At 63.3% G+C, this 25,945-nt stretch carries 17 protein-coding genes and 1 tRNA gene; 2 read left to right on the top strand and 16 right to left on the bottom strand.

What is annotated here, in order from left to right:
• Positions 1-51: 51 nt before the first annotated feature.
• The 4 genes from tuf to rpsL are packed head-to-tail and all read right to left on the bottom strand — an operon-like array spanning position 52 to position 4,243.
• Positions 52-1,242, bottom strand: coding sequence for an elongation factor Tu (gene tuf, locus AB7Z56_RS17665; protein ID WP_063982577.1), 1,191 nt, complete (start codon positions 1,240-1,242; stop codon positions 52-54).
• 40 nt (positions 1,243-1,282) lie between these two features.
• Positions 1,283-3,355 carry an elongation factor G gene (gene fusA / locus AB7Z56_RS17660; RefSeq protein ID WP_071912837.1) on the bottom strand — a complete coding sequence of 691 codons (2,073 nt, stop codon included), beginning with the start codon at positions 3,353-3,355 and terminating at the stop codon, positions 1,283-1,285.
• 30 nt (positions 3,356-3,385) lie between these two features.
• Positions 3,386-3,856, bottom strand: a complete 471-nt coding sequence (gene rpsG / locus AB7Z56_RS17655; RefSeq protein ID WP_063982575.1) for a 30S ribosomal protein S7 — start codon at positions 3,854-3,856, stop codon at positions 3,386-3,388.
• Between the two features lie 15 nt (positions 3,857-3,871).
• A complete protein-coding gene (rpsL, locus tag AB7Z56_RS17650; RefSeq protein ID WP_007603006.1) occupies positions 3,872-4,243 on the bottom strand; it encodes a 30S ribosomal protein S12 in 372 nt (123 codons plus the stop codon).
• A 698-nt stretch (positions 4,244-4,941) separates the two neighbouring features.
• On the opposite strand from rpsL, the gene AB7Z56_RS17645 reads away from it, so the two are divergent.
• Positions 4,942-6,195 carry an FAD-dependent oxidoreductase gene (locus AB7Z56_RS17645; protein WP_354233826.1) on the top strand — a complete coding sequence of 418 codons (1,254 nt, stop codon included), beginning with the start codon at positions 4,942-4,944 and terminating at the stop codon, positions 6,193-6,195.
• Here the strand turns inward: AB7Z56_RS17645 and AB7Z56_RS17640 are convergent.
• The 12 genes from AB7Z56_RS17640 to AB7Z56_RS17585 form a co-directional block, all read right to left on the bottom strand.
• Positions 6,108-8,141 (bottom strand): ABC transporter ATP-binding protein, encoded by a 2,034-nt coding sequence (locus AB7Z56_RS17640; RefSeq protein ID WP_071912834.1) that lies wholly within the window; start codon positions 8,139-8,141, stop codon positions 6,108-6,110. The two genes, AB7Z56_RS17645 and AB7Z56_RS17640, sit on opposite strands and share 88 nt — an antisense overlap.
• Positions 8,142-8,273: 132 nt before the next feature.
• Entirely contained in the window at positions 8,274-10,337 is a 2,064-nt protein-coding gene (locus AB7Z56_RS17635; protein ID WP_354124161.1) for an FAD-dependent oxidoreductase, read from the bottom strand.
• A gap of 192 nt (positions 10,338-10,529) precedes the next feature.
• Positions 10,530-14,726 carry a DNA-directed RNA polymerase subunit beta' gene (rpoC, locus tag AB7Z56_RS17630; RefSeq protein ID WP_071912831.1) on the bottom strand — a complete coding sequence of 1,399 codons (4,197 nt, stop codon included), beginning with the start codon at positions 14,724-14,726 and terminating at the stop codon, positions 10,530-10,532.
• A gap of 129 nt (positions 14,727-14,855) precedes the next feature.
• On the bottom strand, positions 14,856-18,974 hold the full coding sequence (gene rpoB / locus AB7Z56_RS17625) for a DNA-directed RNA polymerase subunit beta (RefSeq protein WP_028152884.1): 4,119 nt from the start codon (positions 18,972-18,974) through the stop codon (positions 14,856-14,858).
• 483 nt (positions 18,975-19,457) lie between these two features.
• Entirely contained in the window at positions 19,458-19,835 is a 378-nt protein-coding gene (rplL, locus tag AB7Z56_RS17620; RefSeq protein ID WP_028152883.1) for a 50S ribosomal protein L7/L12, read from the bottom strand.
• 54 nt (positions 19,836-19,889) lie between these two features.
• Positions 19,890-20,408, bottom strand: a complete 519-nt coding sequence (gene rplJ, locus AB7Z56_RS17615) for a 50S ribosomal protein L10 (protein ID WP_063986291.1) — start codon at positions 20,406-20,408, stop codon at positions 19,890-19,892.
• 586 nt (positions 20,409-20,994) lie between these two features.
• Positions 20,995-21,948 carry a 2-hydroxyacid dehydrogenase gene (locus AB7Z56_RS17610; RefSeq protein WP_354124160.1) on the bottom strand — a complete coding sequence of 318 codons (954 nt, stop codon included), beginning with the start codon at positions 21,946-21,948 and terminating at the stop codon, positions 20,995-20,997.
• 121 nt (positions 21,949-22,069) lie between these two features.
• Positions 22,070-22,762: a 50S ribosomal protein L1 gene (gene rplA, locus AB7Z56_RS17605; protein WP_014494487.1), complete on the bottom strand. Its 693-nt coding sequence runs from the start codon at positions 22,760-22,762 to the stop codon at positions 22,070-22,072.
• Positions 22,763-22,768: 6 nt separating this feature from the next.
• Positions 22,769-23,197, bottom strand: a complete 429-nt coding sequence (rplK, locus tag AB7Z56_RS17600; protein ID WP_006611824.1) for a 50S ribosomal protein L11 — start codon at positions 23,195-23,197, stop codon at positions 22,769-22,771.
• Positions 23,198-23,328: 131 nt separating this feature from the next.
• Entirely contained in the window at positions 23,329-23,886 is a 558-nt protein-coding gene (nusG, locus tag AB7Z56_RS17595) for a transcription termination/antitermination protein NusG (RefSeq protein WP_063982569.1), read from the bottom strand.
• The gene (gene secE, locus AB7Z56_RS17590; RefSeq protein ID WP_007611620.1) at positions 23,886-24,077 is read right to left on the bottom strand and encodes a preprotein translocase subunit SecE; all 192 of its coding nucleotides are present in this window, start codon (positions 24,075-24,077) and stop codon (positions 23,886-23,888) included. Before secE ends, nusG begins: the two co-directional genes overlap by 1 nt.
• Before the next feature lie 345 nt (positions 24,078-24,422).
• Positions 24,423-24,498 (bottom strand) — tRNA-Trp (locus tag AB7Z56_RS17585).
• Positions 24,499-24,650: 152 nt separating this feature from the next.
• Here AB7Z56_RS17585 and AB7Z56_RS17580 point away from each other — a divergent pair.
• Positions 24,651-25,874 (top strand): serine hydrolase domain-containing protein, encoded by a 1,224-nt coding sequence (locus AB7Z56_RS17580; RefSeq protein WP_354124159.1) that lies wholly within the window; start codon positions 24,651-24,653, stop codon positions 25,872-25,874.
• The last annotated feature ends 71 nt before the right edge of the window (positions 25,875-25,945 follow it).

Here is a 25,945-nt window from a genome sequence, read left to right as displayed (position 1 = left end):
TAGCGAATAGCGAATGTCACACTCGCTACGCGCCAATCCCTATTCTCGTAATTACTCGATGATCGAGGCGACGACGCCGGCGCCGACGGTGCGGCCACCTTCGCGGATCGCGAAGCGGAGCTTCTCTTCCATCGCGATCGGCACGATCAGGTGCACTTCCATCGCGATGTTGTCGCCCGGCATCACCATCTCGGTGCCTTCCGGCAGATGCACGACACCGGTCACGTCGGTGGTGCGGAAGTAGAACTGCGGACGGTAGTTGGTGAAGAACGGGGTGTGGCGACCGCCCTCTTCCTTGGTGAGGATGTAGGCCTCAGCCTTGAACTTGGTGTGCGGCTTGACCGAACCCGGCTTGCACAGCACCTGGCCGCGCTCGACGTCCTCGCGCTTGGTGCCACGGAGCAGCGCACCGATGTTGTCGCCCGCCTGGCCCTGATCGAGCAGCTTGCGGAACATTTCGACGCCCGTGACCGTGGTCTTCTGCGTGGCGCGCAGACCGACGATCTCGATTTCCTCGCCGACCTTGACGATGCCGCGCTCGACACGGCCGGTCACGACGGTGCCGCGGCCCGAGATCGAGAACACGTCTTCAACCGGCATCAAGAAGGGCTGGTCGACCGGACGCTCCGGCTGCGGAATGTACTCGTCGACGTTCTTCATCAGCTCGAGGATGGCGTCATGGCCGAGCTTCTTGTCGGAATCTTCGAGAGCGGCGAGCGCCGAACCCTTGATGATCGGGATCTTGTCGCCCGGGAAGTCGTACTTGGAGAGCAGTTCGCGGACTTCGAGCTCGACGAGCTCGAGGAGTTCCGGATCGTCGACCATGTCGCACTTGTTGAGGAACACGACGAGCGCGGGCACGCCGACCTGGCGGGCGAGCAGGATGTGCTCGCGGGTCTGCGGCATCGGGCCGTCAGCGGCCGACACGACCAGGATCGCACCATCCATCTGGGCGGCGCCGGTGATCATGTTCTTCACGTAGTCGGCGTGGCCGGGGCAGTCGACGTGGGCGTAGTGGCGGTTCTTGGTCTCGTACTCGACGTGCGCCGTCGAGATCGTGATGCCGCGCGCCTTCTCTTCCGGCGCCTTGTCGATCTGGTCGTACGCCGTGAACGTCGCACCGCCGGTCTCGGCGAGGATCTTGGTGATCGCAGCCGTCAACGACGTCTTGCCATGGTCGACGTGACCGATGGTGCCGATGTTGCAGTGCGGTTTGTTACGTTCAAACTTTGCTTTGGCCATTTGACTCTCCGTTCAATCGTCAGTTCGAGACCGACGACAATCAGGCAAACTTCTTCTGGACTTCTGCCGACACATTGGCCGGCGCTTCTGCGTAGTGGTCGAACTGCATGGTGAAGGTCGCGCGACCCTGGCTCATCGAGCGCAGGTTGTTCACGTACCCGAACATGTTCATGAGCGGCACCATCGCGTTGATGACGTTGGCGTTGCCGCGCATGTCCTGACCCTGGATCTGACCGCGCCGGGAATTCAGGTCGCCGATGACCGAGCCGGTGTAGTCTTCCGGGGTCACCACTTCGACCTTCATGATCGGCTCGAGCAGGACGGACTTGCCCTTCTGCAGCGCTTCGCGGAATGCCGCGCGCGATGCGATTTCGAAGGCGAGCGCCGACGAGTCGACGTCGTGGTACTTGCCGTCGACGAGCTGAACCTTGACGTCGACCACGGGGAAGCCCGCGACGACACCAGAGCTCATCACGCTGTTGAGGCCCTTTTCGACGCCGGGGATGTATTCCTTCGGAACCGCACCGCCGACGATCTTGGACTCGAACTCGTAGCCCTTGCCGGGCTCGTTCGGCTCGACCACGATCGACACTTCCGCGAACTGACCGGTACCGCCGGTCTGCTTCTTGTGGGTGTACTTGACCTCGGCCTTCTTGGTGACGCGCTCACGGAACGCAACCTGCGGCGCGCCGATGTTGGCGTCGACCTTGTAGGTACGCCTGAGGATGTCGACCTTGATGTCGAGATGGAGTTCGCCCATGCCCTTGAGGATGGTCTGGCCGGACTCCTGGTCGGTCGACACGCGGAAGGACGGATCCTCCGCGGCGAGCTTCGCCAGCGCCACGCCCAGCTTTTCCTGGTCGGCCTTGGACTTCGGCTCGATCGCGATCTCGATGACCGGCTCGGGGAATTCCATCTTCTCCAGGATCACCTGCTTGTCGGGATCGCACAGCGTGTCACCGGTGCGCGCTTCCTTCAGGCCGGCCAGCGCGACGATGTCGCCGGCATAGGCTTCCTTGATGTCCTCGCGGTTGTTCGCATGCATCAGCAGCATGCGCCCGATGCGCTCCTTCTTCTCGCGCGTCGAGTTCACGACACCGGTGCCGCTCTGCAGGACGCCGGAGTAGATGCGGCAGAAGGTGATGGTGCCGACGAACGGGTCGTCCATGATCTTGAACGCGAGCAGCGCGAGCGGCTCCTTGTCGTCGGCCTTGCGCACGACCTCGTTGCCGCGGTCGTCGGTGCCCTTGATCGCGGGGACGTCGATCGGCGACGGCAGATAGTCGACGACGGCGTCGAGCAGCGGCTGCACGCCCTTGTTCTTGAAGGCCGAGCCGCACAGCACGGGATAGAACGCGCCGGTCAGCACCGCCTTGCGGATCAGCCGCTTCAGCGTCGCTTCATCCGGTTCGTTGCCGTCGAGGAAGGCGGCCAATGCGTCATCGTCGAGCTCGACGGCGGCTTCCACCATCTTCTCGCGGTATTCCTTGGCCTGCTCGACCATATCTTCCGGGATGTCGACATAGTCGAACTTCGCGCCGAGCGATTCATCGTTCCAGATGATGCCCTGCATCTTCACGAGGTCGACGAGACCCTTGAAGTTGTTCTCGGCACCGATCGGAAGCTGGATCGCGATCGGCTTGGCGCCGAGGCGGTCAACGATGTCGGCCAGGCACTTGAAGAAGTCGGCACCCGTCTTGTCCATCTTGTTGGCGAAGACGATGCGCGGAACCTTGTACTTGTCACCCTGGCGCCAGACGGTCTCGGTCTGGGGCTCGACGCCCTGGTTCGAGTCGAGCACGCAGACGGCGCCGTCGAGCACACGCAGCGAACGCTCGACTTCAATGGTGAAGTCGACGTGGCCGGGGGTGTCGATGATGTTCAGGCGCTTGCCGGCCCAGAATGCGGTGGTGGCAGCCGAGGTGATCGTGATGCCACGCTCCTGCTCCTGCTCCATCCAATCCATCGTCGCGGCACCTTCGTGCACTTCGCCGATCTTGTGGCTCTTGCCGGTGTAATAGAGGATGCGCTCGGTGGTCGTGGTCTTGCCGGCATCGATATGCGCCATGATACCGAAATTGCGGTAGTTCTCTATGGCATGAACGCGAGGCATGGGTTGATCCTTAGATTCCGTGTTTCGCCGTTACCAGCGATAGTGCGAGAAGGCGCGGTTGGCTTCCGCCATCCGGTGCACGTCTTCGCGCTTCTTGACGGCGTTGCCGCGGTTGTTCGAGGCGTCGAGCAGCTCAGCCGAGAGCCGCTCGGTCATCGTCTTCTCGTTGCGATCGCGCGCGGCCGAGATCAGCCAGCGGATGCCCAGCGCCTGACGGCGCACCGAACGAACTTCGACCGGCACCTGGTAGGTCGCGCCGCCGACGCGGCGGGAGCGCACTTCGATCGTCGGCATGACGTTCTCGAGTGCCTGCTCGAACACGCCGAGGGGGCTCTGCTTGGTCTTGGCTTCGATGATACCGAACGCACCGTAGACGATGCCTTCGGCGACCGACTTCTTGCCGGCGTACATCACCGAGTTCATGAACTTCGTGACGATGATGTTCCCGAACTTCGGATCGGGAAGAACTTCGCGCTTTTCCGCTGAGTGGCGACGAGACATTGAGCTGGTTCCCGCTTACTTCGGACGCTTCGCGCCGTACTTCGAACGACGCTGCTTACGGTTCTTGACGCCCTGGGTATCCAGAACGCCGCGGAGGATGTGGTAGCGCACGCCGGGCAAGTCCTTGACGCGGCCGCCGCGGATCATGACCACCGAGTGCTCCTGAAGGTTATGGCCTTCACCCGGGATGTAGCCGATCACCTCGAAGCCGTTGGTCAGGCGCACCTTGGCGACCTTACGAAGCGCCGAGTTCGGCTTCTTCGGGGTCGTGGTGTAGACGCGGGTGCAAACACCACGCTTCTGCGGCGACTGCTGCAGCGCCGGCACCTTCTTGCGCGACTTCTGCACTTCACGCGGTTGAGCGATCAGCTGGTTGATCGTCGGCATCCTGGCCTTACCCTTTGTTCTGCCGCGGCCCCTTCCGGGTCCGCTGTCTTGGCGCGGCCCGTTGCCGGAACCGCAATTCTTTTCGGGCCACCCGCCCGACGAGGTCGCCTCGCACGGAACAATCCGCACAAAGCGAAATTGCGCCAACCGCTCCATCACCGAGCGGAAAGCGTTACGACGCCACAGAGGACCGCAGTTTCAGGCCAATCAGCATAAAGCTGCGGCCCGCGCACCGAGGTCATGCATCCGAATTCGATCTCAAGAGAACGAGCTCAAGAGACCTAAAATCGCACTGGCATTGCCTAGCTATGATCGACAGCGTTTGAGCGGCATTCGTCGAGGTTGGTGCCCGTCTTAGCGATCCCTGAGGATCCGATCCTTGGGGATCTAGTCCCTGCGGATCAACGGGTGGCCCGTTCCGACGCTGGCGATGCTCACCGCCTGTCGTTAAGTGAGGCGCTTTCTATAAGTGAGAGTCGGCCAAGTCAAGGCGAAACGACAGTCAGAAAACGCTTCTGCCACCTGACGAAATCGCTGTTTGCCCGCACTCATCGCGCCTGCCGGATATGGGGACCGGACGCCTGTTCCGCCAGCCCAAAAACAATTTATACCCGGGCTAAATGTACTTTTATAACCATTGCTAAGGCTTTTTTTCCTGTTGATGCGTCAATCTGCCGCCTGCGGCAGAGATTTGCACCATGCGCTACACCGACATTGCCATTATCGGCGGGGGATTGTCCGGCTCAACCGCCGCCGCAATGCTCGGCCGCGCCGGCATTTCGACGATGCTGATCGACCCGCATGAGAGCTATCCGGCGGACTTTCGAGTCGAAAAACTCAGTGGTCACGTCCAGGTCGAGCGATTCCTGAAGACCGGAATCGGAGAATCGGTGCTGCGCCGCGCGACTTTTGCCGGCGAAAACTGGATCGCTCGATTCGGCCGGTTGCTCGACAAGGCACCGAGTCGGCAGTTCAACATCCTCTACGATTCGCTCGTCAACGCCATCCGCGACGAGATCCCTGCCGGCGTCGAGCGCATTTGCGCCAAGGCGGTCTCGCTCTCGACGAGCCCGGAGCGGCAAAAGATCACGCTCTCCAGTGAGGAGACGATCTCGGCCCGACTCGTCGTGCTCGCCAACGGCCTGAATGTCGGCCTGCGCCACCAGCTCGGCATCGCGCGAAAAATCATCAGCGCCTGCCATTCGATCTCGATCGGGTTCGACGCGGTGCCGGCGGGGCGGAATTCGTTCGACTTCCCGGCGCTGACCTATTTCTCGGAGCGGCCGAGCGACCGAATCCCCTACATCACACTGTTTCCGACCGGTCCGCGGATGCGCGCCAATCTGTTCGTCTATCGCGGCGTCGACGACCCATGGCTGCGCGAGCTGCGCCGCGCGCCAGCCGAGACGCTGAACGCCGCCCTGCCCCGGCTCAAGCGCATCACCGGCGCCTTCGACATCGCCGGCGAGATCAAGATCCGTCCGGTCGACCTCTATGCGAACGACGCAAGCGGCCAGCCAGGCCTCGTGCTGGTGGGCGATGCGTTCTCGACCTCCTGCCCCGCCGCCGGCACCGGCTGCGACAAGGTCTTCACCGACGTCGAGCGGCTCTGCAACGTCCATATCCCGGATTGGCTCGCCTCCGACGGGATGGACGGGGCCAAGATCGCCACCTTCTACGCCGATCCGGTCAAGCGGGCCTGCGACGAATGGTCGGCGGCGAAGGCGTTCGAGTTCCGCTCCGTCTCGACCGCGACGAGTCCCTACTGGACCGCGCAGCGCTGGGCGCGCTTCATCGCTTGGTCAGTTCAAGGCTTGCTGCGGCCGCTCGGAGGAGCAATTCATCTGGAGCCGAACTTCCTCGGTCACGCCTCCTCGTCGTCCTCGTCCTCGTCATCCTCGTCGAGGTCGTCTTCATCCTCGTCGTCATCGTCGCTGTCGTCATCGGCCTGAGCCACAGCGCCATGCGGCTGGTGGATCTGGTCGTTCCACAGCTTGCGATAGGTGCCGTTCCTGGCGAGCAGCTCGGCATGCGAGCCGCGCTCGATCGCCCTGCCCCCTGAGATCACGATGATCTCGTCCATCTCGACCACGGAGGTCAGGCGATGGGTCGACCAGATCATGGTGCGCCCCTTCGCGACCTTCAGCAGCGTACGGTTGATCGCGGCCTCGGTGGTCTGGTCGAGCGCCGAGGTGGCTTCGTCCAGTAGCAGCACGGAAGGATTACGGATGACCGCGCGCGCGATCGCGATGCGCTGGCGCTGGCCGCCCGACAGCGTATCGCCGCGCTCGCCGACCGGCGTGTCGTAGCGCTGCGGCAGGCTCATGATGTAGCGGTGGATCTCGGCCTTCTTGGCGGCGTCCTCCACCTCCTCGTCGGTCGCGCCTTCCTTGCCGAGCCGGATGTTCTCGCGAATCGACATGTTGAACAGCATGTTCTCCTGGAACACCACCGCCATGCTCCGGCGCAGCGAATCCAGCGTTACCTTGCGCACGTCGACGCCGTCGATGGCGACGCGCCCCTCGTTGGGCACGTACAGCCGCAGGATCAAATTGAGCAGCGTGCTCTTGCCGGAGCCCGAGGGGCCGACGATGGCGATGCGCTTGCCGGCGTTGAGCTTGAGGCTGAGATTGTCCAGCACCGGCGTCTGGCTGCCTTCGTACTGGAACGTCACGTGGTCGAAGGTGATGTCGTTGGTGATGCGCGGCAGATCGGGCGCGCCGGGACGATCGGCGCCGCGCGTCGGCTCGTCCAGCAGCTCCTGCATGTGGCGGATCGCGGCGGCCGAGGAGATCGACACCGGGATGAAGTGCATCACGTGAGCGATGTTGTAGGAGACCTCCCAGAACGCGCTCTCGAAGGTGACGAAGGTGCCGATGGTGATCTGGCCCTTGGTCGCCAGATACGCGCCGATCGCGAGCACGACGAGGTGCAGCAGCAGCACCGAAATAGTGACCGTCCGCTCCACCATGGTCGACAGGAACGCAGCCGAAGCGATCTTGCGGCGGGTCTCGTCGTTGCGGAAGCTGAAGAAGCCGAACATCTTGCGTTGCAGGCTGAACGCCTTGATCACGGCCTGCGCGGCCACATTCTCCTGCACCATGCCGAGCAGCGCGCTCTCGTTCTGCTTCTGCTCGTAATTGGCCTGCACCGCCTTCGGGGTGAGGATGCGCGGCCCGATCAGCGTGATCGGGAACACCAGCAGCGCGACCGCGGCGAGCTGCCAGTTCAGGAACAACATCAGGATGATGCCGGCGATCAATTCCAGGAACGGCAGCGCTGCACTGTTGGCGAAGGTCTTGACCGAGCCCTCGAAGGCCGAAAGGTCGACGGAAAAGCGCGACAGGATCTCGCCGCGCTTGGTGCGGCCGAAATAGGCCGCCGGCAGGTCCTGGACATGCTCGAACAGGCGCTTGCGGACATCGGAGATGATGCAGGCAGCCAGCCTGGCGTCCCAGCGCTCGTACCAGACCGCCACGATCGAGGTGAAGATGCCGGCGACCGCGAGCACGCCGAGGATCTTGTAGAGCGCCTGGAAATCCTCCTCGCCGAGCGCGTCGTCGATCAGGTACTTCAGGCTGAGCGGCATGATGACGTTGAACAGCGTCTCGACGCAGACGCCGAACGCCACGAATGACAGCATCCGCTTGTAGTTGGACAGGAACGGCTTGACGAAACCCAGGATGGTCGCGAGCGCGCCTGCGGCCTCGCGCGCGGTAAAGACGACGAGCTCCTCGTCCTCATCGTCGTCGTCGAGCTCCAGCTCGTCATCCTCCTCGTCTTCGTCGTCCTCGTCGTCTTCGAGGTCCGGCTTGACTGGGACAAGCTTGTCGTCGAGCTCGGCCGCCTCTTCCGTGGCGAGTTTCTGTTTGTCGGGCGGGAGGGGCTTGGACGCCATGAAACCAACCGATGCTGACGGCCGGCATGACCGCGGAGAAAGCAGGAAATAGCGGCAACCGCTATCGCACCGATTCTATGCGATCATGACGAATTCGGCAAAGCAATTGGCTACGCCGGTCCGATCCTGTCTCTAGTCGTCGTCCTCACCCTCGACCTTGTCGAAGAAGGAATAACGCAGGCTGTCGGCGTCGGCGTACCACTGGCCCGGGCCCTTGTTGGCGGCAAGCGTCGCCTCCCAGAGCGCATCGGTGCAGTCCTTGCGATGCATCGACAGGTCAAAGCCGTTGCCGAAGAATAGCTCGGACCATTCCCACCAGGTGCCGAGCTTCTTGACGCCGCGCAGCAGGTCGTAGCGGTCGATCACCACCGAAGCCATGTCCGAGGTGATCGAGCCGAACACGAGGCCGGTCTTGACCACGCGGTTCAGTTCGCGGATCGCGCGGACCACCTGCTTCGGGGAAACATGGCAGAGGCTGGTCTCGAACACGAAGTCGAAGGCGCCATCCTTGAACGGCATGTCGGTGATCGAGCCGAGCTTGTTGTACTTCTTCAGCGCCTTCGGCGTCCTGGCGTGGATGGCGCGGTTGTTCTCGATGCCGAAGGCATCGATGCCGCGATCGCGCAGCGCGCCCACCAGTTCGCCGCTGGCCGAGCCCGCGACCAGCAGCTTGGCGCCCCTGGCCTTGCCCCAGACGATGCCGATCAGCCTGGTCAGATAATCGGGATCGGTGAAGTGGCGCCAGGCGTCGCTGTAGGGACCGAGGCCGCGATAGTTCTCGAAATAGTCGCGGTCGATCTTGTCCGAGACCGGCTCGCCCTCTTCCTGTGCGCGCTCGCGGCGCAGGCGCATCATCTCGGTCAGGATGATGTCGGTCGCAGCGTCCGAGGAGTCGAGCAGACCGTTCAGCGTGGAGTCGAACAGATAATCGCCGACCACCACGATGCCGGGATGCTCCTTCGGCTCCGGCCGGTGATTGGTCATGACGTCGCGCACGGGCAGACCGCCGGGGATGGCGTTCACCGACGACAGCCAGCGGTGGATCTTGCCTTCCACGAAATGCGAACGCGCATCGCCGAGCGAGGCGGGCAGCGATTTCAGTGCGGCGTCGATCAGCTCCTGATCCGACAAATTGGCGAAGGCCAGCGCATCGGAGCCGGGAATCAGCCAGTTCAGCACGCCGTGCTTGCCGACGTCATGACGCGCGCCCTCGTTGTAGACGCAGCAGCCGCCGAAGGCTTCCGACATGAACCAGGCGCCGGAAATCTTCTCGCCCCAGAACGGCGTGTCGAACAGGATCGAGACGCGCAGATAGTGCGCGGGACGATCGAAATACGAGACGTGCTTGACCATCGACTTGCGGAGCTGCTCGCCTTCCCAGCCCATCGTCGCGAGCCACGAATGCGGCAGGCAGACCAGCACGAGGTCGAAGTCGCGCGTCTCCGGCCCCTTGCCGTTCATCATCTTCAGCTGGTAGCGGCCGGTCGGCGCCTTGCCGACGGTGAGCACGCGGTGATTGAGCTGGACGTCGGCGTTGACCTCCGACTGCAGGCACTCGATCAGCTGCTCGTTGCCGTTCTGGATGGAATAGAGGCCGATATAGCCGTCGACATCCATCAGGTAGTTCTTGAGCGCGTTGAGCCCGTTGGTGTTGTGGGTTTCGGTCGCGATGTCGGAGCGCGCCATCACCTTGAAGAAACGCTTTGCGGTTTCGTCCTCGACCTCCTCGTCGAGCACCTGCTCGGCGGTCTTGTAGGCCCAGGGATTCTCGTTGTCGTGCGCGCCGACGCCCTCGTAATATTCGATCGGCGACATCGACTCGGCGCAGCGCTCGCGGAACGCCTCGATCGCCGCCGCAGTCTTGGCGCCGTATTTGCGGCGCATGCCCGCGACGTCGTTGAGGAGCTCGCCGCCGAACTGCACCTGCTCGGCGTCCATCGGAATGGTCTGAAGTCCGAAATGCTGGATCAGCTCGCGCAGCGGATCGGGACCCGTCATCGAGTAGTCGTAGATCTCGGCAACGCCGGCCTCGTACATCGCCGGCGCGGAATCGAATTTGCGCGTGACGATCTTGCCGCCGAGTCGGTCGGAGGCCTCGTAGATGGTGATGCGGCAGAGGTCGCCGAGCTTACGCTTCAAGTACCAGGCGCTCATCAGCCCGCCGGGGCCGCCGCCTACGATTGCGAGATCAAGCATATGAGTTCCGTGGTCTCCGGCCCTGCCCCCGTCACGGGACCACCGGTCTAACTTCCCTTAGCAGAAGCGCTTTTGCGCCTGAAGGAAAGATGAACAAAGGTTGATCCTGCACCGCAACAGGCAAACAAAGCAGCAAAAAGGCCGGCTTGCGCCGGCCTTTTCATTGTCCTCGGTATTCCTACGGATGAAGGATTATTCCGCAGGAGGCAGCGCAGGAAGCTCCGCTTCCGGCGCCGGCGACACGACGGCCGCCTGCTTCTCGCGCTCGTCCAGGATCAGCTTGTCGCGCTTCATCGCGACTTCGCGGATCTTGGCCATAGAGGCGCCGGTGCCCGCCGGGATCAGCCGGCCGACGATGACGTTCTCCTTGAGGCCTTCGAGCGGATCGACCTTGCCGTTGACCGCCGCTTCCGTGAGGACGCGGGTGGTCTCCTGGAACGAGGCCGCCGAGAAGAAGGAGCGGGTCTGGAGGCTCGCCTTGGTGATGCCGAGCAGAACCGGCGTTCCCGTGGCGATCTTCTTGCCCTCTTCCTTCGCCTTCTCGTTGAGCGCGTCGAACTCGATCTTGTCGACCTGCTCGCCGGAGATCATGTCCGTATCGCCCTGGTCGGTGACTTCCACCTTCTGGAGCATCTGACGGACAATCACCTCGATGTGCTTGTCGTTGATGAGCACGCCCTGGAGCCGGTAGACTTCCTGGATCTCGTTGACCAGATAGGCCGCGAGCTCCTCGATGCCCTTGACCGCCAGGATGTCGTGCGGCGCCGGGTTGCCTTCGACGATGAAGTCGCCCTTTTCGACGACGTCGCCGTCCTGAAGGTGGATGTGCTTGCCCTTCGGGATCAGGTACTCGCGTGCCTCGTCGGTCTTGTCCATCGGCTCGATCGAGATGCGACGCTTGTTCTTGTAGTCGCGTCCGAACCGGATGGTGCCCGAGATTTCGGCGATGATCGCCGCATCCTTCGGACGCCGTGCCTCGAACAGTTCCGCCACCCGCGGCAGACCGCCGGTGATGTCACGCGTCTTGGCGCTTTCGGTCGAGACACGGGCGAGGATGTCGCCCGTATTGACCTTGGCTCCGACGTCGACCGAGAGAATGGCATCGACCGACAGCATGTAGCGGGCATCGCCGCCACGGGCGAGCTTGAGCACCTTGCCGTCCTTGCCCTTGACCACGATGGCCGGACGGAGGTCCGCGCCGCCGCGGGTCGAGCGCCAGTCGATGACCACGCGCTTGGCGATACCGGTGGCCTCGTCGAGCGTTTCCGAGATCGACTGCCCCTCGACCAGATCCTCGAAGCCGATGGTACCTTCGACTTCGGTGAGCAGCGGACGGGTGTAGGGATCCCACTCGACGATGCGCTGGCCGCGCTTGACGGTGTCGCCCTCGTCGACGTGCAGGCGCGAACCGTACTGGATACGGTGCGTCGCACGCTCGGTGCCGTCGGCATCGACGATCGCGATCACCATGTTGCGGACCATCGCGACCAGGTGACCTTCGCTGTTGCGGGCGATGGCCTTGTTCCGGATCACGATTTTGCCGTCGAAGTTGGATTCGACGAACGACTGCTCGTTGAGCTGCGCCGCACCACCGATGTGGAAGGTGCGCATGGTCAGCTGGGTGCCGGGCTCGCCGATCGACTGCGCCGCGATGACGCCGACGGCTTCACCGTGGTTGACCGGCGTGCCGCGGGCGAGGTCGCGGCCGTAGCACATGCCGCAGATGCCGTTGACGAGCTCGCAGGTCAGTGCCGAGCGGATCTTCACCTCCTGCACGCCACCCTGGTGGATGGCGTCCAGATGGCTCTCTTCCATCAGCGTACCGCGCTTGATGATCACCTTGCCCGAGCTGTCACGCACGTCTTCGCAGGCCGTGCGGCCGAGGATGCGCGAGCCGAGCGAGGCGACCACGGTGCCGGCATCGACGATGGCGCGCATCTTGATGCCGAGCTTGGTGCCGCAGTCGTTCTGCGTGATGATGCAGTCCTGCGCCACGTCGACGAGACGACGGGTCAGGTAGCCCGAGTTCGCGGTCTTCAACGCGGTGTCCGCGAGGCCCTTACGGGCACCGTGGGTCGAGTTGAAGTACTCGAGCACCGAGAGACCTTCCTTGAAGTTCGAGATGATCGGCGTCTCGATGATCTCACCCGACGGCTTGGCCATCAGGCCGCGCATGCCGGCGAGCTGGCGCATCTGGGCCGGCGAACCGCGGGCACCGGAGTGAGCCATCATGTAGATCGAGTTGATGTCGGCATCCGCCCCGCTCGCCGTCTTCTTGGTCGAGGAGATCTCCTTCATCATCGCCTTGGCGATTTCTTCCGTGGCCTTCGACCAGGCGTCGACGACCTTGTTGTACTTCTCGCCATGGGTGATCAGACCGTCGTTGTACTGCTGCTCGAAATCCTTCGCCAGCGTACGGGTGGTGTCGACGATCTTCCACTTGGAGTGCGGCACGACCATGTCGTCCTTGCCGAACGAGATGCCGGCCTTGAACGCGTTGTAGAAGCCGAGCGCCATGATGCGGTCGCAGAAGATCACAGTCTCCTTCTGGCCGCAGTGACGGTAGACTTGGTCGATCACGCCCGAGATTTCGCGCTTGGTCATCAGCTTGTTGATGATCTCGTACGAAATCCGCGGGTTCTTCGGCAGCAGATTGCCGAGCATGACGCGGCCCGCGGTGGTCTCGATCCAGCGCGTCGAGACCTTGCCGGTCTCGTCCATGCCCTGCCACCGATACTTGATCTTCGTGTGGAGGTGGATGACCTTCGCGTGCAGCGCGTGCTCGAGCTCGGCCATGTCGCCGAAGATCTTGCCCTCGCCGGGCAGGCCTTCACGCATGATCGAGACGTAGTAGAGACCGAGCACGATGTCCTGCGACGGCACGATGATCGGCTGGCCGTTCGCCGGATGCAGGATGTTGTTGGTCGACATCATCAGGACGCGCGCTTCCAGCTGCGCCTCGAGCGACAGCGGAACGTGCACGGCCATCTGGTCGCCGTCGAAGTCGGCGTTGAACGCGGCGCAGACCAGCGGATGCAGCTGGATCGCCTTGCCCTCGATCAGCACGGGCTCGAACGCCTGGATGCCGAGACGATGCAGCGTCGGTGCGCGGTTGAGCAGCACCGGATGCTCGCGGATGACCTCGTCCAGGATGTCCCAGACCTCGGGCCGCTCCTTCTCGACCAGCTTCTTCGCCTGCTTCACGGTGGTGGACAGGCCCTTGGCGTCAAGCCGCGAGTAGATGAACGGCTTGAACAGCTCGAGCGCCATCTTCTTCGGCAGGCCGCACTGATGCAGGCGCAGCTCGGGACCGACCACGATCACCGAACGGCCCGAATAGTCGACGCGCTTGCCGAGCAGGTTCTGACGGAAGCGGCCCTGCTTGCCCTTGAGCATGTCGGCGAGCGACTTCAGCGGACGCTTGTTGGCACCCGTGATGACGCGGCCGCGGCGGCCGTTGTCGAACAGCGCATCGACCGCTTCCTGAAGCATGCGCTTCTCGTTGCGGATGATGATGTCGGGCGCACGCAGCTCCATCAGCCGCTTCAAGCGGTTGTTGCGGTTGATGACGCGGCGGTAGAGGTCGTTGAGGTCCGAGGTCGCGAAGCGGCCGCCGTCCAGCGGCACCAGCGGACGCAGGTCCGGCGGAATCACCGGAACCACGGTCATGATCATCCATTCCGGCTTGTTGCCGGAGTGGCGGAACGCTTCCACGATCTTCAGGCGCTTGGCGAGCTTCTTGTGCTTGATGTCGGAGTCGGTCTCCTGCATCTCGAGGCGCAAGGTGGCTTCGAGCTTCTCGAGGTCCATGCCCTTGAGCAGCTCGCGGATCGCTTCCGCGCCGATCATGGCGGTGAAGGAATCCTGGCCGTACTCGTCCTGCGCCTTCAGATACTCGTCTTCCGACAAGAGCTGACGGTCCTTGAGCGCGGTGAGGCCCGGCTCGAGCACGACGTAATATTCGAAGTAGAGGATCCGCTCGAGATCCTTCAGCGTCATGTCCAGCAGAAGGCCGATGCGCGAGGGCAGCGACTTCAGGAACCAGATGTGGGCGACGGGGGCTGCGAGCTCGATATGGCCCATGCGCTCGCGCCGGACACGCGACAGCGTGACCTCGACCGAGCACTTCTCGCAGATGATGCCCTTGTACTTCATGCGCTTGTACTTGCCGCACAAGCACTCGTAGTCCTTGATCGGCCCGAAGATGCGGGCGCAGAACAGGCCGTCGCGCTCGGGCTTGAAGGTACGGTAGTTGATGGTCTCCGGCTTCTTGATCTCGCCGTAGGACCAGGACAGAATCTTCTCAGGAGACGCGATCGAAATCCGGATCTGGTCGAAGACCTGAGCCGGAGTCGTCGGGTTGAAGAGATTCATAATTTCTTGGTTCATCGTCTTCTCCTCGCGTGCCGGTCGCCTACGGCCGCAAATTCGAAAATCACTCAATCGGGGCGCCCTGCCCTCAAGGCCTCGGGAGGGGCGCCGATGCCCGGCCGTGAAGGCCGGGCATGAAAGGTCGTATTACTCGGCTGCTTCCGACGTCGGCGCCGGTCCCACCTTGGAGTTGTGCAGGTCGACGTTGAGGCCGAGCGAGCGCATTTCCTTGACCAGCACGTTGAACGATTCCGGAATACCGGCCTCGAACGTGTCGTCGCCGCGGACGATCGCCTCGTACACCTTGGTACGGCCGGCGACGTCGTCCGACTTCACCGTCAGCATCTCCTGGAGCGTGTACGCCGCGCCGTAAGCCTCGAGCGCCCACACTTCCATTTCGCCGAAGCGCTGGCCACCGAACTGCGCCTTGCCGCCCAGCGGCTGCTGGGTGACGAGCGAGTACGGACCGATCGAACGCGCGTGGATCTTGTCGTCCACGAGATGGTGCAGCTTGAGCATGTAGATGTAGCCCACCGTCACCTTGCGATCGAAGGCATCGCCGGTACGGCCGTCATAGACGGTCGACTGACCCGAAGCGTCGAGACCGGCAAGCTTCAGCATCTCCTCGATGTCGGCTTCCTTGGCGCCGTCGAACACCGGCGTCGCGATCGGCACGCCGCGGCTCAGATTGTGGCCGAGCTCGATCAACTCGTTGTCGTTGAGCGACTTGATCGTCTCGTCCTCGCCGTAGACCTTCTTCAAGGTTTCCTTCAGCGGCTTGATGTCCTGCTTCGACAGATAGGCATCGACCGTCTGGCCGATACGCTTGCCGAGGCCGGCGCAAGCCCAGCCGAGATGGGTCTCGAGGATCTGTCCGACGTTCATGCGCGAGGGCACGCCGAGCGGATTGAGCACGATGTCGGCATGCGTACCGTCTTCGAGGAACGGCATGTCCTCGATCGGCACGATCTTCGACACCACGCCCTTGTTGCCGTGACGGCCGGCCATCTTGTCGCCGGGCTGGATCTTGCGCTTCACCGCGACGAAGACCTTGACCATCTTCATCACGCCGGGCGGCAATTCGTCACCGCGCTGAAGCTTCTCGACCTTGTCGAGGAAGCGCTGTTCCAGCCCCTTCTTCGACTCGTCGTACTGCTTCCGCATGGCCTCGATCTCGGCCATCAGCTTGTCGTTCGGCGAAGCGAACAGCCACCACTGCGACTTCGGGTACTCCTCGAGCACCGCACGGGTGATCTTGGTGTCCTTCTTGAAGCCCTTCGGGCCCGCAATGCCCTGCCGTCCCTCGAGGAGCTCGGCAAGACGGTTGTAGACGTTGCGGTCCAGGATCGCCTGCTCGTCGTCGCGGTCCTTGGCCAGACGCTCGATCTCTTCCCGCTCGATCGCCAGCGCACGCTCGTCCTTGTCGACGCCGTGACGGTTGAACACGCGCACTTCCACGATCGTGCCCTGCACGCCCGGAGGAACGCGCAGCGAGGTGTCGCGAACGTCGGAGGCCTTTTCGCCGAAGATGGCGCGCAGAAGCTTTTCTTCCGGCGTCATCGGGCTTTCGCCCTTCGGCGTGATCTTGCCGACCAGGATGTCGCCGGCGCGCACTTCCGCGCCGATGTAGACGATACCGGCTTCGTCGAGGTTCTTCAGCGCTTCTTCCGAGACGTTCGGAATGTCGCGGGTGATTTCCTCAGGGCCAAGCTTGGTGTCGCGGGCCATCACCTCGAACTCCTCGATGTGGATCGAGGTGAAGACGTCTTCCTTCACGATCCGCTCGGAGAGCAGGATCGAGTCTTCGAAGTTGTAGCCATTCCACGGCATGAACGCGACCAGCACGTTCCGCCCCAGCGCGAGCTCGCCGAGATCGGTCGACGGACCGTCGGCGATGATGTCGCCCTTCTTGACGATGTCGCCGACCTTCACCAGCGGACGCTGGTTGATGCAGGTCGACTGGTTGGAGCGCTGGTACTTCATCAGACGGTAGATATCGACGCCCGACTTGGTCGGATCGAGATCTTCCGTGGCGCGGATGACGACGCGGGTCGCGTCGATCTGGTCGATCACGCCCGAACGGCGCGCCGCGATCGCGGCACCCGAGTCACGCGCAACCACGCCTTCCATGCCAGTGCCGACGAACGGCGCCTCGGCGCGAACCAGCGGCACCGCCTGGCGCTGCATGTTCGAGCCCATCAGCGCGCGGTTGGCGTCGTCGTTCTCGAGGAACGGGATCAGCGCCGCGGCGACCGAAACGAGCTGCTTCGGCGACACGTCCATGTAGTCGACCTTGTCCGGCGTCACCGGCAAGACTTCGCCGGCGTGACGGCAGACCACGAGATCTTCGGTGAAGCGGCCCTTCGGGTCGAGCGGCACGTTGGCCTGCGCGACCGTGTAGCGGCCCTCTTCCATCGCCGAGAGGTACACGACCTCGTCGGTGACGCGACCGTCCTTGACCTTGCGGTACGGCGTCTCGACGAAGCCGTACTTGTTCACGCGCGCGAAGGTCGCGAGCGAGTTGATCAGGCCGATGTTCGGACCTTCCGGCGTCTCGATCGGGCAGATGCGGCCGTAATGCGTCGGATGCACGTCGCGCACCTCGAAGCCGGCGCGCTCGCGGGTCAGACCGCCCGGTCCAAGCGCCGACAGGCGGCGCTTGTGGGTGATCTCCGACAGCGGGTTGGTCTGGTCCATGAACTGCGAGAGCTGCGAGGAGCCGAAGAACTCGCGCACGGCGGCAGCCGCCGGCTTCGCGTTGATCAGGTCCTGCGGCATGACCGTGTCGATGTCGACCGAGGACATGCGCTCCTTGATCGCGCGCTCCATGCGCAGGAGGCCGATGCGGTACTGGTTCTCCATGAGCTCGCCGACCGAGCGCACGCGGCGGTTGCCGAGATGGTCGATGTCGTCGATCTCGCCCTTGCCGTCGCGCAAATCCACCAGCGTCTTGATGACGGAGAGGATGTCTTCCTTGCGCAGCGTACGCTGGGTGTCGGGCGCATCGAGGTCGAGGCGCATGTTCATCTTGACGCGGCCGACCGCGGACAGGTCGTAGCGCTCGGCGTCGAAGAACAGCGACTGGAACATCGCCTGCGCCGAATCCAGCGTCGGCGGCTCGCCCGGACGCATCACGCGGTAGATGTCGAACAGCGCGTCCTCACGCGTCATGTTCTTGTCGGCCGAGAGCGTGTTGCGGATGTAGGCGCCGACATTGACGTGGTCGATGTCGAGCAGCGGCAGTTCCTTGTAGCCCTGCTCGTTGAGGGCCTTCATCGACTTGTCGGTGATCTCTTCACCGGCTTCCGCGTGGATCTCGCCGGTCTTCGGGTTGACGAGGTCCTCGGCGAGATAGTTGCCGACGAGCTCCTCATCGGACAGCCGCAGCGCCTTCAGGCCCTTCTCCTGCATCTGACGCGCACCGCGCACGGTGAGCTTCTTGCCGGCCTCGAGCACGACCTTGCCGGTGTCGGCGTCGATCAGATCGTTGATGGTCGAGTAGCCGCGGAAACGGTTGGCGTCGAACGGAACGCGCCAGCCTTCCTTGGTCCGCTTGTAGAGAATCTTCTTGTAGAACGTGGACAGGATCGCCTCGCCGTCGAGGCCGAGCGCGAACATCAGCGACGTCACCGGAATCTTGCGGCGACGGTCGATACGCGCATAGACGATGTCCTTGGCGTCGAACTCGATGTCGAGCCAGGAGCCGCGATACGGGATGACGCGGGCGGCGAACAGCAGCTTGCCCGAGGAATGGGTCTTGCCCTTGTCGTGGTCGAAGAACACGCCGGGCGAACGGTGCATCTGCGAGACGATAACGCGCTCGGTGCCGTTGACGATGAAGGTGCCGTTCATCGTCATGAGCGGAATGTCGCCCATGTAGACGTCCTGCTCCTTGATGTCCTTCACCGACTTCGCGCCGGTTTCCTCGTCGATATCGAACACTATGAGGCGCAGCGTCACCTTGAGGGGTGCCGCGAAGGTCATGCCGCGCTGGCGGCACTCGTCGACGTCGTATTTCGGCTGCTCGAACTCGTAGCGGACGAATTCCAGCATCGAGGTGCCCGAGAAGTCGGAGATCGGGAACACCGAGCGGAACACAGCCTGCAGGCCCTCGTCGAGACGCCCGCCCGCGGGTTCGTCGACCATCAGGAACTGGTCATAGGACGCCTTCTGAACCTCGATGAGGTTCGGCATCTCGGCGACTTCCTTGATGTGTCCGAAGAACTTGCGAACGCGTTTGCGACCGGTGAATGTCTGCTGCGCCATCGTGGCCTCTCATTTCGTCGCCCGCTCCGGGCGCGCCGTCCAGGACGCGGTTGCCACCGCTCCCCGGGTTGAATTTTTCGAACCCGTTTCGGGGACTAAAAATCCAGTTTCAGGCCGTCATGTCCTGAATCTGTTCTTCAGACCTTCAAAACGCAAAACGACGCGCGGGGCGCATAGGCACGCCCGCCCGTCACAACGATTGTCTTCACGGACTGCAAAAGCCCGAAATAGCCTGCTCTCCCAACGGCTTACAGGGAATCCGGCATCCCTGCCCACCGCGCTTTCGTGCTGTCGAACCGATATGGGGCGACAATAGTCGAGATTCGAGGGGTTAACCTTCAAATCCCAACACTTTTTCGTGTTCGGCCTACGTCGGAGCGTTCCGTCGCACGCCTTTTGCATCTAGCCCGCCCCTTTTGGGGATGGACCAGGATCCCGGGCCTCGCAAGATGCGCGCCCCGGGATCCGGCCAGTAAGCGTTGCTTACTTGAGCTCGACCTTCGCGCCAGCCTTCTCGAGCTGGACCTTGATCTTCTCGGCTTCGTCCTTGTTCACGCCTTCCTTGACAGGCTTCGGCGCGCCCTCGACGAGGTCCTTTGCTTCCTTCAGGCCCAGGCCGGTGATGGCGCGGACTTCCTTGATGACCTCGATCTTCTTGTCGCCGGCGGCGGCAAGAACGACCGTGAACTCGGTCTTCTCTTCGGCCGGAGCGGCGGCAGCGCCACCACCAGCCGGGCCGGCCACGGCGACAGCCGCGGCAGCCGAAACGCCCCACTTCTCTTCGAGGAGCTTCGCGAGTTCGGCAGCTTCGAGCACGGTGAGGCTCGAGAGGTCGTCAACGATCTTCTGCAAGTCAGCCATTGTTCAGTTTCCTTGAGTGTAAGTCTGGTTCGGGTTTGAGTTTTGCGAAGGGCGTCAGGCCGCTTCGCCCTTTGAGGCATGAGCCTGGATGACGCGCGCGAGCTTGCCCGCGGGCGCATTGGCGAGCTGAGCGATCTTGGTCGCCGGGGCCACAAGCAGGCCGACGATCTTGGCGCGCAGTTCATCAAGCGACGGCAGCGAGGCAAGTGCCTTCACGCTGTCGACATTCAGGACGGTCTTTCCCATCGAGCCGCCAATGATGACGAACTTTTCGTTCGTCTTGGCGAATTCGACGGCGACCTTCGGCGCCGCTACCGGATCGTTCGAAGTGGCGATCACGGTCGGTCCCTTCAGCATGGGGCCGATGGCAACGACGTCAGTGCCTTCAAGAGCAATTTTGGCGAGACGGTTCTTCGAGACCTTCACCGAGGCGCCAGCCTGCTTCATCTGCATACGCAGCTTCTGCATCTGGGCAACGGTCAGGCCGGAATATTGAGCAACGACCGCGACGCTCGTGGTCTTGAAGACCCCATTGAGCTGTTCGACCGCTTCCTTTTTTGCCGCTCGTTCCACAGCAAGCTCTTTCCGGTTGGCGGTCATCGCGAGAAGCGGGACCGCCGGGTTGCACCCATCGCCCCACCCAAAACCTGAACCTCGGGGCCAAAACCCCTTCGGACACGCGCCGGGCGAGACGACAATTCAAAGCCTGCCCTCCGGGAGCCCTTAAGGCCCACGGCGTGTCGAGGTCCGAACCAGACCCGTCTCGCAAACCAGCCGTTAAAGCTGGGGCGCGAAGTGAAATCCGGTCTTCACCCGTCTATGCAGGCCATGCGATTAAGCCGTTGAGAAATCGAAATTTCCCGCGGGCGCCTGCAGTCTTGGACAGGACAAGGTCAGCCGGCGAACCGCCCGACCCCTGCCCGCACTCCACCAACCGACGGGTTTTCCTTCCTTTTCGGGCAAATCCTCACGGACGTCCTGAAAAGGAATGATCTCCTGTCTTGTCGGGTTTTCGGAATGCGTGCACGAACGCGCCAGCCGAGGCCGGCACGTCCGGAAGCGGTTCTTTAACCGCTCGGAGCCCGCTTGCCAAGAGCAAAATTCACACCAGTTCCAATCCGTTGCCGGCCGGGCTTGAGGCGGCCCGACAAGGGCCGATTCAGGCCGATTTGACCCCGTATGGCAGCGGCTTGCCCGCGAAGAAAGCCGTCAGGTTCGCCAGCACGCAGTTCTGCATGGCGACGTGCGATTCGAGGGTGTGGCCGCCGATATGCGGGGCGAACACGACATTGGAGAGCGCCGTCAGCGCGTCGGGGGCGTGCGGTTCCTTCTCGAAGACGTCGAGGCCGGCGCCGGCGATGGTCCTGTCGGTCAGGGCCGCGACCAAGGCCTTCTCGTCGATCACTGAGCCGCGGGAGATGTTGACGACATAGCCGTGCTCCCCGAGTCGCCCGAGGATATCCGCGTTGACGACGTGCTGGGTCTCAGCCCCTGCCCGGACCGCGATCATCAGCACGCTGCACCAGTCGGCGAGCGCCTCCAGCGTCGGGAAATATTGATAGGGCAGATCGTATTTGGTGCGGCTGAAATAGCCGACCTCGCTCTCGAAGGCGGCGCAGCGGGCCGCAATCTTGCGGCCGATCTCGCCCATGCCGTAGACGCCGATACGGCGGCCGGGCATGCCGGCCTGCGGGCGCATCATCGGCGACTGCTTTGAGCCGGCCCAATCGCCGCTGCGGACATATTGGTCGGCGACCAGGATCCGCCGCGTCGTCGCCAGCATCAGGGTCATCGCGATATCGGCGACGGAGGCCGCGTTGGCGCCGGGGCTGTGGCCGACCGCGATGTTGCGGGTGGCGGCCGCCTTCAGGTCGACGCCGTCATAACCGGTGCCGTAACAGACGATGGCGCCGAGTTTTGGAAACAGGTCCATCGCCTCTGCCTCGAGCGGCGAGCCGCCGGCGGTGAGCATCGCGCGGATGCCGCCGAGCTCATCGGCCGAAAACACCTCGCGCGCCGGCTTGCCGCCGGTGTCGAGCAGTTCGAACCGCTCGGCGAAGCGCGCTATCATCGTCTTCGGGAAGCGCGAGTAGACCAGGACCTTGTCAGCCATTTTTTCTTGTTTCCCGGTTCTTGTTTCCGATGAACGCCGCCACAAACGACGAGGGGCGGAATCGGTTGCCCAATTCCGCCCCTCGCCTCATGCAATTTCCAAACCTCAGCCGAGGCAAGCCTTAACCGAGAATGGTGCCCGGCTCGACCTTCACGCCGGGGCCCATCGTCGAGGACACCGCAACGCGCTGGATGTAGGTGCCCTTGGAGCCAGCCGGCTTCGCCTTCGAGACAGCATCGGCCAGAGCCTTGATGTTCTCGACCAGCTTCTCCTCGGAGAACGAGGCCTTGCCGACGCCGGCCTGCAAAATGCCGGCCTTCTCGACACGGAACTCGACCGAGCCGCCCTTGGCACCCTTCACCGCACCGGTGACGTCCATGGTCACGGTGCCGATCTTCGGGTTCGGCATCAGGCCGCGCGGGCCGAGCACCTTACCGAGACGGCCGACCAGCGGCATCATGTCGGGGGTGGCGATGCAGCGGTCGAAATCGATCGAGCCGTTCTGCACCTTCTCGACCAGGTCCTCGGCGCCGACGACGTCGGCACCAGCAGCCTTGGCTTCGTCAGCCTTGGCGCCGCGGGCGAACACGCCGACGCGGAGCGTACGACCGGTGCCGTTCGGCAGGGTCACGACGCCGCGGACCATCTGGTCGGCGTGACGCGGATCGACGCCGAGATTGATCGCGACCTCGATGGTCTCGTCGAACTTCGCTTTCGCGCGTTCCTTGACCATCTTGATGGCGTCCGCGAGCGGGTAAAGCTTTTCGCGGTCAACACCTTCGCGGGCTTTGTTCAAACGCTTTCCGATTGCCATGACCGCTTACCCCGCCACTTCCAGACCCATCGAACGGGCAGAGCCCTCGACCATCTTCATGGCCGATTCGATGGAATCGCAATTGAGATCCTTCATCTTCTTCTCGGCGATCTCGCGCACCTGCGCCTTGGTCACCTTGCCGGCCTTATCACGGCCCGGCGCCTTCGAGCCGGACTGGATCTTGGCGGCCTGCTTGAGGAAGAAGGACATCGGGGGTGTCTTCATCTCGAACGTGAACGAACGATCGGCGTAGATCGTGATCACGACGGGAATCGGGGTGTTCTTCTCTTCCTTCTGGGTCTGGGCGTTGAACGCCTTGCAGAACTCCATGATGTTGAGACCGCGCTGACCAAGCGCGGGACCGATCGGGGGCGAAGGATTCGCCGCACCGGCCGGGACCTGAAGCTTCAGGTATCCGGTCACTTTCTTTGCCATGTATCACTCCTGTTGTGCCGGCAGGGCCGGCGGTTTCAGGTTCGTGGTCTGGGTCGGATGCGGCTGGCAACCGCCCTCTCCCTCCCACGGCCTCTTGCTAGCGTGAGACCGAAGCCTCACGCCTCAATCGATCAGACCTTCTCGACCTGACCGAATTCCAGTTCGACCGGCGTGGCGCGACCGAAGATCGACACCGCGACCTTCACGCGCGAGCGCGCCTCGTCGATTTCCTCGACCACACCCGAGAACGAGGCGAACGGGCCATCGGCCACGCGCACGTTCTCGCCGATCTCGAACGACACCGACGCCTTCGGCCGTTCCACGCCCTCCTGCACCTGGTGCAGGATGCGCATGGCCTCGGCTTCCGAGATCGGCATCGGCTTGTTCTCGGCGCCGAGGAAGCCCGTGACCTTCGGGGTGTTCTTGATCAGATGGAACGCCTCGTCGGTCAGCTTCATCTTCACCAGCACGTAGCCCGGGAAGAACTTGCGCTCGGCGTCGATCTTGCGGCCGCGGCGCACTTCCGTGACCTTCTCGGTCGGAACCAGCACCAGCTCGAACAGCTCCTCGAGCCCGCGCTGCTTGGCCTGCTCGCGGATCGATTCGGCGACCTTCTTCTCGAAGTTCGAGTAGGCGTGGACGATGTACCAGCGCTTGTCGGTCGATTGGGTTGCAGCGGCTGTTGCCATCAGTGAATGCCCAAAAGGAAGGTGATGAGGTAACGGATGATCTGGTCGGCGGCGAAGAAGAATATCGAGGCCACGGCGACCATCACGAACACCATGATGGTGGTGATCGTGGTCTCACGACGGGTCGGCCAGGTGACCTTGGCGGTCTCCGAGCGCACTTCCTGCAAAAACTTGAACGGGCTGACTGCCATCGTTTGATGTCCAACGTCTGTCGACAGACGCGAATGAATTTCAGGGATCCGAACAGCCGCCGTTGGCCCAGCCCTCTGTCTCGAAGGATGAGCCGGGAAACCGGGCTCGATTGTTCGGGGATTTCAAAGCCGCGCCGGAAATCCGCGTTTAACGGGCCGGCTGCGAGTGCGGGGTAGATACTGCGGATGGGGCCAAAGGTCAAGGTGTGGGCTGGCCGGGACACGCGCGGCCGAGGCCAGCGGACCCGATCCGGATCAAGGGCTTACCCGGTCCGCATGATCCACGGTCCGAGCTTGTCGGCCCGCCGCCGTCCTGCCTGTCGATCCTGATTGTCTGGGATTAGCTGGCAGGAGTGGCAGGGCTCGAACCTGCGACCCCCGGTTTTGGAGACCGGTGCTCTACCAATTGAGCTACACTCCTACGGACCCTCGCGTCGCCACGCGGATCAGGGGCGCTTTCAAGCACAGGGGGCGGCTGGTTTGCAAGGGTGAAGCGCGCTGGCTTCGCTTGTTTGTGCCGCGCCTTCCGGGCCAGAGTTCATTCTCGATAATAATGTGCCCCCGGGAGTGAACATGACTGCCACAGCCGCCGCCCAAGCCGCCACCGCGCCGAAAACCCCGCCTTTGCCCGAGGCCAGGCCGGAAACGCTGGGCCTGTCGCGCCCTCGCCTCCAGGCGATGTCGGACGCCTTCGAACGCGAGATCGACAAGGGAACCGTCCCCGGCGTCACCGTGCTGGTGGCGCGGCGCGGCCAGGTCGGCTGGTTCGAGGCGCTCGGCAAGCAGAGCCCGGCGGGACCTGCGCCGATGGCGCTTGATTCGATCTTCCGGATCTTCTCGATGACCAAGCCGATCGTCTCGGTCGGCATCATGACGCTGGTCGAGGATGGCCATTTGCTCCTCGCCGATCCCGTCGCCAAGTTCATTCCGGAGTTCGCGGACCAGAAGGTCGGCGTGGTCAGCGGCGGCAAGCTGGAACTGGTTCCGCCCCGGCGGCCGATGACGGTGCAGGACCTGCTCCGCCACACCTCTGGTCTCACTTATGAGCACCAGGGCGACGGCCCCGTGCACAAGCTCTACCAGGAGTCCCGCGTCCGCAGCCGCAAGATCACCAATGCCGAGCATGCCGCGCTGGTGGCAAGCTTCCCGCTGGTCTGCCATCCCGGCGACGAGTTCAACTACAGCCGCTCCACCGACATCCTCGGCCGCATCATCGAGGTTGTCAGCGGCAAATCGCTCGGCGCGTTCCTCACCGAGCGCATCCTCGCGCCGTTGCAGATGACTGAAACCGCCTTCTCCACCAGCGAAGCCAATGCCGGCCGGCTCGCTCAGCCGTTCGAAGCCGATCCCTGGACCGGCGACAAGGTCGCGCTGTTCAACATGCTCGAGCAGCCAGTGATGGAGTCCGGCGGCGGCGGTCTGGTCTCGACCACGATGGACTACGCCCGCTTCGCGCTGATGCTCCGCAACGGCGGCACGCTCGACGGCAACAGGATCATCGGCCGCAAGACGCTGGAGCTGATGGCATCCGATCACCTCGGGCCGCACGTCGTGACCAACGGCACGCTGCTGTCGCCGGGCCACGGCTTCGGCCTCGGCTTCGCCGTGCGCCGCGAGGCCGGCATCGCGCCGTTCCCCGGCAGCGTCGGTCAGTATTTCTGGAGCGGCATTGCGGGAACGTTCTTCTGGATCGATCCGAAGGAGGATCTGTTCGTCGTGTTTATGTCGCAGGGACCGGGGCAGCGCGACCACACGCGGACGCTGGTGCGGGATCTGGTTTACGCGGCGGTGGATTGAGGTCGTCCGCCTAGTCGCGCTAGTCGCGACGCTGCGTCCTCACTCTCGCTGTCATGCCCCGGCTTGACCGG

Origin of the sequence: Bradyrhizobium sp. 482_C4_N1_8 (genome assembly GCF_052075965.1) — a bacterium.
GTDB classification, from domain to species: domain Bacteria; phylum Pseudomonadota; class Alphaproteobacteria; order Rhizobiales; family Xanthobacteraceae; genus Bradyrhizobium; species Bradyrhizobium barranii.
The sequence above is the reverse complement of the archived record's forward strand: the minus strand, read 5'-3'. Positions and strand labels throughout refer to the sequence as shown.